The organism is Bacillus sp. AFS053548 (genome assembly GCF_002575105.1).
Classification (GTDB): Bacteria; Bacillota; Bacilli; order Bacillales; family Bacillaceae_G; genus Gottfriedia.
Genome location: NZ_NUHI01000010.1, coordinates 21,534 through 34,138, shown reverse-complemented (window position 1 = coordinate 34,138; position 12,605 = coordinate 21,534). Strand labels below are relative to the sequence as shown.

3 protein-coding genes are annotated in these 12,605 nt (G+C 39.7%); 2 read left to right on the top strand and 1 reads right to left on the bottom strand.

Annotated elements, in window-relative coordinates:
• A partial coding sequence (locus CN946_RS06195; protein WP_176547227.1) for a PA domain-containing protein occupies positions 1–2,293 on the top strand: 2,293 nt, incomplete at its 5' end.
• A gap of 527 nt (positions 2,294–2,820) precedes the next feature.
• On the opposite strand, the gene CN946_RS06190 is transcribed toward CN946_RS06195, so the two are convergent.
• The gene (locus CN946_RS06190; protein WP_098860346.1) at positions 2,821–3,180 is read right to left on the bottom strand and encodes a Ger(x)C family spore germination C-terminal domain-containing protein; all 360 of its coding nucleotides are present in this window, start codon (positions 3,178–3,180) and stop codon (positions 2,821–2,823) included.
• A gap of 943 nt (positions 3,181–4,123) precedes the next feature.
• Between CN946_RS06190 and CN946_RS06185 the strand changes: the two genes are divergently transcribed.
• Entirely contained in the window at positions 4,124–12,598 is an 8,475-nt protein-coding gene (locus CN946_RS06185) for a S8 family serine peptidase (RefSeq protein ID WP_176547226.1), read from the top strand.
• The last annotated feature ends 7 nt before the right edge of the window (positions 12,599–12,605 follow it).

The window sequence follows — 12,605 nt, the reverse complement described above, 5'->3', positions numbered from 1 at the left end:
TTATCAACAGGGTGGCGGACGGGTAGATATTTCGAAAGCATTAGATGCTAACGTCTATAGCAGTCCTGCAGTCGTTAGTATGGGAGCAGGGTTTACTACTACTCAGCCTATCGTAAAGACATATAATTATGTCAACCCATCCGACAGTGCGATCACATTGAATCTCACAATGACAGCCAAGGCAGAGGATTTAACAGCGGCTCCTTCTGGAATGTTTAAACTCAGCCAGTCAGTGGTCACTGTCCCAGCACATGGCAGCAGTGCGATGAATGTAACGTTTAATCCAGCACTTAGCGTTAAAAGCGGCGATTATCAAGCAGTGGTTAAAGCTACTTCGAGTGACAATAAAATCATTAACACGACCATTGGTGCAACAATACAAGATTTAGTTGATTTAAATATTAATGAGATCGATCGCAACGGAAAACCGGCTGGAGGCGATTTAGTGTGGTTCAACCTTGACACGGGGACTGGTAAACAGGTCACTCCTAGTAGCAGCGGGATGACCAAATTATCCTTGCAACCGGGACGTTACGCGGTAATTAGTACACTAAATACAAATGACAAGGCCGGAATTGCTCAGAACTATACCCTAGCCTCAGTGCCTATGATCGAGCTAAAGAGTAAGGAGAACCAAGAGATCACGTTTGATGCCCGTTTAGCCAAGGAGGTAAAAGTTACAACACCTAAGGAGTCCGAAAAGCACTCTTGGAAATTTGGAGTCCGCGAGCGGATTGACACAAACCACGGCGGAGTTGACTACATGAGGAATTTTAATGGCGATACCCACGCCTACGTGTTGCCAGTCAAGGCGCCAAATAATGTTGGTCAGTTCGAGTTCAACTTCCATTCTCGCAACTACGCCCCTGCAATCAAGGCATCCTATGATGACAAGAAGAACGAGTCGATTCCGCTTTTACCAGTGTCCTTTGCGCATAAGTTGGACGGCGATATGACACTCCAAGCGGTCAACGTTGGCGTGGCACTGCCTGCGGATCTCAGCGGCATAGACATCCATGGCAAGCTAGCGGTCGTCACCCGCGATTCGAAACAGAATCCGAGAGACCAAATAAAAGCAGTTATGAGTGCTGGCGCGGCTGGAGTGATCGTCGTCAATAACAACGGGGAGAGGTACAATCTAGGTGTATTTACAATTGACAATGTTGTCATCCCGGCCTATACTCTTGGCCAAAGCGACGGAGAAGTGCTCTTCAACAGAATCGCGGGTGGTCCTACCTGGATCAAGTTGCATGGAATCGCCAACAGTCCGTACGTGTACAATTATGCGTCAATGATTAATGGTGAAATTCCGGATAACCCTGTCGACGCGGTGACAGAAGAAAACTCGACTGTAGTGAAGGCCCACTACCGCAGGCCAAATGGCTGGTTGAAGTCTGGCGACTGGGCCGTGGCATTACGTAAGGACGAAGGTGGCTTCGTGGCGGTCTTGGATAAATTCGAGGAAAAAACACCGGACCGGGAAGAGTGGTACTCCACAGGCAACAAGACGGATATGAAGATTATGAGATGGGCCCATCAGTACTATCCAGACGTTAAAGATATTTCACTTAACTTGAAGGACACATATCGCATCTACTCGCCGGGCGACAAAAAAGAAGAGACTTGGATGGGCGCGGCGATCGCTCCATCTAGACCGGAAAAAAGCGGCTGGGCGTATCGCGAAGGAGACACTTTAAACCTTAACATGACTGAGTTTAGTGATAGCGAGGGGCACTACGGCGTGATTTTCGCAAATTCTCCAAACAAGGCCACTTGGAGGTTGTACCAAGACGGGATTCTCCGCTCTCAGTTATTGGACCAAAATCAGAGAACGTTTGCGGTCAGCCCAAATCCGGCGACTTATAAGATCACGGCGGACACATCGCACATAGATTATTTCGGGTTCACTCTGGGTACAACGACCAGCACAGCTTGGACGTTCAAGTCCCAGCGACCAACAGATGGGCAAGAAAACCTTGCGCTATTGTACCCGAAGTATGACATTGGCCTAGATAGTGAGAACACGGCAAAGGGTGGCATTACCGACCATTTCGATCTATCATTCGTACTTCAATCAGGTGATACCCCAGACATTAAAGGGGTCGAGGTCGCAGTTTCAACTGACGACGGAAACACATGGAGCAACACGAAGGTGGATGACAGGAAAGATGGCCACTACAAAGTGTGGGTGAAAAACCCAGATTCTGGCTACGTTTCGCTTCGCATCAAAGCATGGGACGCAAACGGCAGTCAAATCGAACAGACTATTATTAAGACCTACGCTGTACGCTAACAGTCGCTTTATATAAAAAGCTACTATGTAAATAACCCTTTATTCCAAATGGAATAAAGGGTTATTTTTTAGATATAAAATAAACTACAATATATTTAAATTACCATTTTCCTTTTTGGATTGAACGAAAACTGAACAGCAATTCTATGGATTATCTCTGATTAGAGAAAATAGGTTATAAATTATAGTGCGGATTGAAAAATTCTAAATGAATTTTAAAAAGCAACGAGATTTTCGAAATCAGCCTTTTGTAAAATGTCTCACCAACATCTCATGTATTGCCACATACACTCTGTTCATGTTGAGTGCGTGTCGCAACTCATTTTAAAGTTTTTGTTCTAGTTTTTTTGTATCAGGACTCAATGATCCTTTTGCAAAAAAAAACGAAAAAAATCAGTGCCACTTAGTGTGATAATCCCTTGAAGCTAGCAGTTACAATGTTATTCAACATTTGAATTAATAATTTGTACTTTAAATTTCGGTTCTATATACATGCGTGGATAGTCTTTCTGCCAATCCAAAGACCTTCAAATGTTCGGATGGTGAGCCCTTAACTCCTTACCGATACCAAGAATGTCACAATTGGCTTTTTGCATCGTCTCAATCGTTCTTACTGCCAAATTATTCAAATGAGCGCTCAATTCTTTTTCCATGCGATTTACATAATCAGGCTTATTCTTATGATACGCTTTTCCAAAATCGAAAATATTAATTTCTAATCGGACAATTAGTTTTGCTTTCAATAATTTGTTAGATTCAGAAGAAAAGTTGATTTTTGTATCTTCTTTTTTGACAGCAAATCCATAACTTTTTGAAATTGTTTGTTTTTTACTATTTCCTGATAAGGTTCCGGTATATCTTTGGGTTCCTTCTCCCTTAACCAGCAAATTAGCTTAATCAACTCGTACTTGATTCTCGTGATTTTTAGTCATGAGAGGAAAATGCGAGTTTTTTTATTTTGTTTAGTTGAAAAGTTCTTAAAATTGAGAGTAAGAAAATGTAGTGAGATAGATGAAGAGCAATCGGACAAAGTTTTAATTAGTATCCAGTACAACTAAGTTCTAGCGATTAAGTAATTTGCCGGAAAATTCGTCAGCTTTTTTAAAAAATCATTCTGAATGGTAATATTCCACAAATTTTAAATAAATTGAAATAAACACCCTTTTTGCAAGTAAAGCGATTAAATTATCTTTTTTTAAATTACAAGCATTCCCTTACAAATAATAAAAGACAAGGATACAATTTCGTATTCTTGTCTTTTTTTTGTTCTCGACGCTGTATATTTTTTCTAGAGCAACCTAAAGAGGTCCCTTTTGACCTACTCATAGGTTGAAGGCAAGCATCATGGCAGAGGACACAAACCTTATAATTTTCCTGGAAAATATTGTATTCTGTAAAAATAGGATTATACCAGACCATGAATTCCCTCAAATTCTATTTTAGATAATCCAATTGAAACAAAGTGGGAAATGAGAATAATCTATATATTTTAAAATTTTTCTAATAAATATTAACAGTTATTATCCTTTTTCCCGGAATTTCCCCAAATTAATAATCCAAGTGAATCAATAGAAAAAGATGGAATATTCTACAAATTCTAAATTTATCATTAAAAAATATCAAAATTTATTGCCATTTTTCCCGGAATTTCCCCAATTTACTGCCTATATAACCCCAAAGTATAATTTAATATAGCAAGAAAATTGTCTAAACATTATAAAAAGTTTTGAAGTTAGTTATTTTAGGGGGGAAGTAAATAGGGGAATTGAAGTATTTGTTCTTTATATTATATTTACGAGAGGATATGAATAATGTATGAGGCAACGTAAAATGAATAGAATGATCATATCAACATTACTTGCATCTTTCACTCTGTTAGGCAACACGGTTTCGACGTATGCTATGACAGGTGGAAAAGCTGGCAGCTCAGATTATTCTGCTAAAACTGTAAACACTACTAGTACGTCTACCCAATTAGGTAGCTACAGCAACTTTGAACAGAGTCAAGCGGGACAATTGCAGAACTTATATTTGCAGAAGCTTCAGTTTGACCCGAAGCTACTAGAATCATCAAAAATGCTAGATTTAATTGTTCAATTTGATGTTGATCCAGCTGCAATCCAAATGCAAAATCAAAAAAATGCTTCATCAGCTGGTGTTAACGCATTATCTGTTACTAAACAAACACTTGATAGCGCTGAGAATGCCGTCAATGAAACTCATAGCAATTTTAAGAGTTTCGTAAGTAATGAGTCTAGAACAATGAGAGCCACAGGTGTAACGAATCCTATTAAAATAGGAACTGAATATACTAAAGTATTTAACGGTATGGCTGTTAAAATACCTAGTAATGCTATTAATGATTTATTGGCATTGCCGTACGTAAAGAGCGTTTACCTTAATGTAAAGTATGCTCCAATTCCTTCTACACAGGCGATTGATGTTCCATCGAGCGTTACAGGTGATGGAAAGATTTCCGAGCAACAAGAGAATCCAAATTTATTGCCCGTTATACGTTCGAATCGTAGTAACGTACAATCGACTACCGGTACAACTGATAGCACTGCTAAATCAGGAAATTCAGTAAGCTCGAATACTGTTCCTGTTTCAACTCCAGGTCCAGAAGGCCCTCAATCAGGTGAAACGGCAGTTCTCGATTGGTTGAAAATCCACGATCTTCAAAATGAAAATATTACAGGTAAGGGCGTAAAAGTCGGTGTTATTGACACAGGACTTGACTATAACCACCCAGACATCGCTGGTGTATATCAAGGCGGTAAAGATTTTGTAGACAATGACAACGACCCAATGGAAACAGTATATTCTGACTGGTTGGCTGCGAAGAATGCAAACGATGCACTTCCGCCTGATCAGAGAGATCAAAGCTTCCCGACAGATTACCATCAATATATTACTTCACATGGAACTCATGTTGCCGGTACAATTGCAGGTCAATCACGTAACAACTCTCCGTATGCTCTAAGAGGTGTTGCACCTGAAGTACAGTTATATGCTTATCGTGTATTAGGTCCTTACGGTGGTACTGATGAGGCTGTTCTTGCCGGAATCGAACAATCATACAAGGATGGTTGTAAAGTGATTAACTTATCACTTGGTATGAATCTTAACGATTCGTTATCTTCCAATGCCGTTGCAATCAACAACATTACTGACCTTGGCGTAACAGCTGTTATTGCTGCGGGTAACGCCGGTCCAGGTGTTGGCACAGTAGGAACCCCGGGTGCTGCTGCTAAAGCGATTACAGTCGGAGCTATTACTTACCCGAAACAAGTTCCAACATTCGATATTCATTCCTATGGTACAACTGAACAAGAATCATTTGCCATTACGAATACTCGTTTGATTGGAAACGATTTTTCGGATTCAAATACGAAGCTAAGTGGTTCGACTCAGTACGACATTGTCGACGCTGGATACGGAACTAATGCTTCGTATGATGATCTAAAAAATAAAAATATCAGCGTTAAAGATAAAGTCGTACTTGTAAAGCGAGGTGCTGGGCCTGTTAACGAGCTTATGATGAATGCAGCTGGCCAACATGCTAAAGCCATGATTTTGTGGACACCAAACGACAATCCAGATCTTATCGTTGATGAACAAGGGTTTTATCCATTCTTTCTTGGCCCATTTGGCGGGGCAGTCTACACATTGCAAATAAGCAAGAATGACGGAACAGACTTTTATAATGCATTTAAAAGCGGTGCAATTAAGAAGATTTCTGTGACGAATGCAAGAAACTACTTGATGGGCGGAAATACGCTAGCGCCTTTTAGCTCGACTGGTCCAGTTACAGGTTCATTGGCAATTAAGCCGGATGTTGTTGCGCCTGGTGTCGATATTTACTCGTCCGCGCCTTACGATATTTTTGATCCAACTAATAAAGACTACTCGAATGCTTATCAAACGATGTCAGGTACATCAATGGCAACTCCTCATGTTGCTGGTATGGCTGCATTGATTTTGTCTGCTCATCCGAACTATAAGCCTGAGGATATTAAAGCAGCATTGATGCAAACCTCAGACCCTATTAGCACGGAGCAAAGTGTATTTCAAATTGGTTCTGGTAAAACGGATCCTTATCAAGCCGTGCATTCAGATATGCTATTTAAAGTAAAGGACTTTATTCAATCACGCTCATCAACCGATCAGTCATCCAGTTCAAATATTATTAGTGTAGAAAATACAACTTCTTCATTTTCGTTTGGCTATACACCGCGTCAAGAAGACGGTACTGCTACGAAAACGGGCGACTTGTATATCACCAATAATGGTGCAACGGCTAAAACTTTCGACACAAAGAGCGTTTTCTTTAAGGATACGTATGTAAGTAACGGACAAGATGGTGCAAAGGAAGGCGCTAAAATTAGTATAAGTGATGCGACATCACCTGCAACGGAATTAACTTCGATCTCTGTTCCAGCTGGTGGCACGGTTCATCTTTTAACAAAATTCACTATGCCTGCTTCGGCTGCAAGTGGATACTATGAGGCGTATATAAACTTTGTTAATGCTGCTAGCCCAACTGAAACCTATCGTATGCCTCTTGCTATTAACATTCAAAGTAGAGGGATAGAGTTCAAGGTTGAAAGAAAAGCATTTACACTTAGTGGTAATAAGAACTTTAATCCTAATACGTTCGCCGTTCTGCCGGCAGCCTTTGCAGGAATTAGAGTGAAAAGTCCGATTGACCCTACCTTTGGTCTCAGACTTTATGTTATGGATATAACAGGTAATAATTATGTAGGTTTTATAGGGTCATACAGCCCTTCTTCCTTTACGCTAGGAGATTTAAAGCATGTACCTTTTATGCTAAACGGATTTTATAACCCTTATCCGACTCCTATTTCCAAGGATGATCCGAATCTGACTGTGAAGCTAACTCAACAATCGTCACAGACAAAAATAGCTGATGAAGGTGGATACGTCATACAAGCTCGAGCAGTAGACGCTTCTACTGGCAAGCTTTATGAATTAAACAGCTCAGTTTATGTTGATAATACTGCTCCGACTATGCAAATGGATGCAGGCAGCGATCAAGGTATTTATGAGATTGACCCGAACGGTCCTGTCACGGATGGAGCGCTAAAATGGTTCTCCGGAAAAGCTTACGACTCAAATGTTGATTATATGAAGAATGTTGGACATGAAACATTAGTTCCTAAACCACCAGTTTATGACACGGATACTGAAGTGAGTCAATCTTTAGGGAAAATTGATGGTATGTTAGGTGACTCAAACGACGCACCTTATGTTAATTACTTCCTGAACTTAGATGAAGACGGAAAATTTAAATTTGGACTATCCAAGGATGACGTCGTAAATACAGATGCTGATCCTTATAAAGAAAACTATGGAACACAGTTCAGAATTTATCCAGAAGATTATTCCTATGCAGGAAATCTTGAAACTCAAGCAAAATTTTATTACTTTGTTAAAAAAGGAAACGAGTATGTAGTTAACAGATTTGCACGGCTTGATTCACCAGGATCGACGACTTTAAACGGGATTGACCCTGCATTCATTGTTGACAAAACTTTAGTTTCTAAAGGTGATAACTTTAAATCAACGCTATCTATTAAGTATCCTAAAAATGTTGTAGGTGCGAAGTTCTATATCGATGAGCTTCCGTTTGCAGATATTACAGATATTGACTTTAGTGCAAAATATAAAGCATTTTTAGCATCTAAAGGAATTACAACAGATAAAAGTTGGATTCATAAAGAACTGGACATAAATGGTGATTTTATGTTCAATTTCAATCTTCCTGCAGGAGTTCAAGCCCAAGGTGTATTGAATTCAGCAGATACAATGAGCGACGGCATTGCACAGGAAATGCCTCTTCTTGATATCACTTACAAAGTTACAAACGATTCCGGATACGATACATTATGGCTTGTTGGATCGGCTAATATCCCGGAAATCACAACTTATAGCGGTGGTAATTTGGGAATGGATCGTGTCCCAACCTTCCTTGATAAAAAACTTTATATTAAAGGCGGAGCTTATATCAGCGGAAGTATTAGACCTGAAGGTTTCCAAACTAATCCGACATCTCCATCATACGGCGGTATATCAGCACCGATTACGGCTGATGGCACAGGCGTCGAGATAAAATTTGAAGATCCTAATACAGGCGGTATTACTTCAGTATTGAAAAAAGCTCCAGACCCTGAAATTAGTGCTAGTAGTTCAAATCCTGGCTTAACTCAGAATGGTTTGTTTACAACAGACCTTCCAATGCAAGCGGGCACTATGCCGTATAATTTTACAATGAAAATGCCAGGTCATTTCAATTACTACGGAACATTATCCGTGAACAACATGGGACAATATAACTACGCAGCAGGTGGGAACTATACAGTTCCTAAAGGTATTATGCTTGCAGGTGACGTGAATGGCGATGATGTAATCGATATGAGAGACATCGAGGCAGAAAGTGCTGCATACAATGCTTATGTTGCCACACCGTCAACTTACACAAGGGCAGCTGATTTAAACTTTGACCAAGTAATTGATTATAATGATTTTGGTTACATTGTCAAAAACTTCGGCAAATTCAATACAACTGCTCCTAATGCAGGAGCATTAGAAAGAAATATGGTATTAACGACGAGTAAAGAGATTAAATTAACCGGATTTAGTACTTTGCCAAGTGGTTCCGATTTAACCGCATTTAACACGGTCGTAAAACAAGTACCATATATCAAATCAAGCGATAGTAGTGCCTTAGTATATTACGGCAAAGTAAATCCGTTTCAATTGTTTTCTGTAGTTTACAAAACTCCAGATGCTGCAACGGGTGCTTCTACAATTACGCAAATAGAAGATACTGCTTGGAGGGCAGCTGTAGACGGTGCTGGCGGACAAATTCTTATTGATGGTGTCGACAGTAAAGCAGCTACGAATGTATATAATGGCGTCTCACAAAATTCGATTGTTGAAAAAGTTGTTAATAACAAAGGACAATACGAATTTGATCCATCATTATTCAAAAAATCTGGAGTGCATACAATTACGTTTAAAGCTCCGGGCTATATGGATCGCACATTGAAATTTAAAATGCAAGATGGTATAGGGAATAGCTTTAATCTACTTACACCAAATAATGTTCCAACAATTGGAAAAGCGTTAACGTTTAGCCGCGCAGATGGTACAGGCTCTACAGCCGCACATTATCGCGATATCTGGCAGCCAAATATTTCTTCAATAACTTTAACAGATCCAGATAATAATGTTGTTGCAACCTATAAGGGAACTGAACTTGCAGCCTTATTTAACCAAGTGACACCCGCAAATTCAACAACATTTAACTTTACTATTCCGGCAGGGGTTTTCTCGACACCTTCAAAACTAGTCGGAGGATATATCTATGATTGGAATATTAAAATAGAGGCGAACAATTATTCATCGTATACATTTGCACAAAGAATTTATGCTAACACGGCTCCAGTATTGACTGCTGAATCGAATCGATTCTTTAATGATAACAACTCAAACCCGATTTCTATTGGGGTTGGAGCTACTAATGATACACAAGCGTGGAGAGATGCGATTACAGCCATACAAGTTGGCAGTACTACGATTCAAAGAGCAGACTTTGAATCTAAAGACATCACGATTGGTGCTCCTGGAACGCCTATTCAGATTGGTAAATCACTGATTATAGCGCCAGGAAGCATAACGATCAATATAATTGCAACGAATTACCAAACTGCGACAGTCGCTCAGCCGCTATACAAGCAAGGTATAACACTGACGAAACCGGCAAATACAATTTTTGCTGGCCAAGACCTAGTTATGTCATTTAATCCTGATCCAGCAGCAACTGATTGGATATCTGCAGTAAAGACTAGTGGCAATATTAAATTTGGTGGAAATTCCATCAAAACTAGAGTTGTAATTGATGAAAAAGAAGGAACATTAACGATTCCATATGACTTGGTAAGAACAGATGGTGGTGCTGCAGTTCCAAGGAGTTTAATTGTTACAGCTCCTGGTTATGCGGACAATACAGTAAATACAACTGTTACACCGCAACCTGCGCCTGCAATTACACTATCTATGCCTGCAGCAACACCGCAGTTTGGTGACACTTTAACTTATACAATTAGCGGTTCCGATAATCCGTTATGGAGAAGTTCACTTTTACTTGCGTCAACGTCAGATCAAACAGCTGACAATGGCGATGTTACAATTCAATTTACATCAGTTAACTCCGTAAAACCATTTGTAACAACATCAGTAACAAATGGTACGGGAACAGTATCGATAGATGGAAACGCAACGCAATCGAATACTGCTGAAGGTAATAAGAACATTAAGTTCAAATCGCCATACTTTACGCCTATTACAATTGCTCAACCATTTACTCAAAGAAAAGCACCTACGCCTTCTGTGACACCAAGTGGAGTTGGCAAGTCGGTAATTATTACTATACCGAACAATGCTGAAAACATGAGATGGGCAACAGCTGCTAAAGCAGCTTTAGGTGATATTACAGTAAATGGAGTATCAATTAAGGCTGATACAACTATATCGTCAAATGAGAATAATATTAATCTTACATTGCCAAGTTCGGCGTTTCCAGCGACAGGGAATTTTGAGGTTAAATTTAAAGCATATTGCTATCCAGATACGAGTGTAACTCAAGTAGTTAAGGATAATGCACCACTGTTTGCTTCAAAAATTGCCTATATTCAAGAATCTAAACCAATTACGATAAGCTACAAATCGGATTCAGCATGGTTTGCTAAAGCACCAGTTATTTCGTTGAATGGCAAAGTAGTTGATCCAAGCAAATACACGCTTTCAACTACTGAGTTGACATTTGTTGATAGATCATTGTTCAAAGAATTAGGTGATTATAAGTTTACAGTTTCCGCACCAGGTTATATCGATGCTACATTTGATATTTTCGTAAGTGACGAGTTGTCACATTTGATCATCGCAACTTCAGGTGATTTCGGTACAATTAGTCCGACCGGCGGCGTTTTAGTGGATCATGGAAAAGACCAAACGTTCACAATCACACCGGACAAGGGATTTGAGATTGCTAAGTTGGAAATTGACGGTGTGGATACAAAGGCAACAAACAACACCTACACATTTACTAACATAACAAGCAATCATACAATCAATGTAAAATTCAAACAAATCGTTCACACGATCACAGCAACTGCAGGTGATCACGGTAAAATTAGCCCGACTGGAAAAGTTACAGTGAATGATGGAACGGATCAAACGTTCACAATTACGCCGGAAAAAGGATATGAAATCGCAACGATGAAAGTTGACGGTGTGGTTGTAACGGCAACAAACAACACATATAAGTTAACTAATGTAACAAGTGATCATACGATTAACGTAACATTTAAGCAAATCCTTCACACGATCATGGTTACTGCAGGTGATCACGGTACGATTAGCCCGAGTGGAAGGGTTACAGTGAATGAGCTAACAGATCAAATGTTCATAATCACACCAGACATCGGATATGAAATCGCTTCGTTGAAGGTTGACGGTGTGGATACAAAGGCAACAAACAACACTTACACGTTAACGAACATAACGAGTGATCATAAGATTGACGTAACATTTAAGAAAATCGTTCACACGATCACAGCAACAGCAGGAAGCAACGGGGCGATTAGCCCTAGCGGTAGCGTACCTGTGAAATACGGTGAAAATCAAACGTTTACGATCACACCGAAAAAAGGATATGAGATCGCTTCATTCATAGTTGACGGTGTTAATGCCAAGTTAACAAACAATACTTACACGTTCAAAAACGTAACGAAGAATCATACAATCAATGTAACGTTCAAGCAAATCGTTCACACGATTACAGTAACAGCAGGAAGCAATGGTACAATTAGCCCGAGCGGCAAAGTTACAGTGGCTGACGGAACAAATAAAACGTTCACGATCACACCGAAAAAAGGATATAAAATCGATACGATAAAGGTAGATGGTGTGAATGTGAAGTTTACAGGCAACACCTACACTTTAACTAACGTAACGAAGAATCGTACGATCAATGTAACATTTAAGAAAATCGTTCATACGATTACTGTAACGGCGGGTAAAAACGGTACAATTAGCCCAAGCAGCAAAGTTACAGTAGCTGATGGAACAAATAAAACGTTTAAGATCACACCGAAAAAAGGTTATACAATCGCTACGTTGAAGGTTGACGGAGTGAATGTGAAGCCTAAAAACAATACCTATACATTTACGAACGTAACGAGAAATCATACGATTTATGTAACGTTCAAACGAAAATAATTTGTTC

Coding starts and splice junctions, on each gene's coding strand:
- CN946_RS06185 (WP_176547226.1), top strand. CDS start 4,124: ATGAATAGAATGATCATATCAACATTACTTGCATCTTTCACTCTGTTA.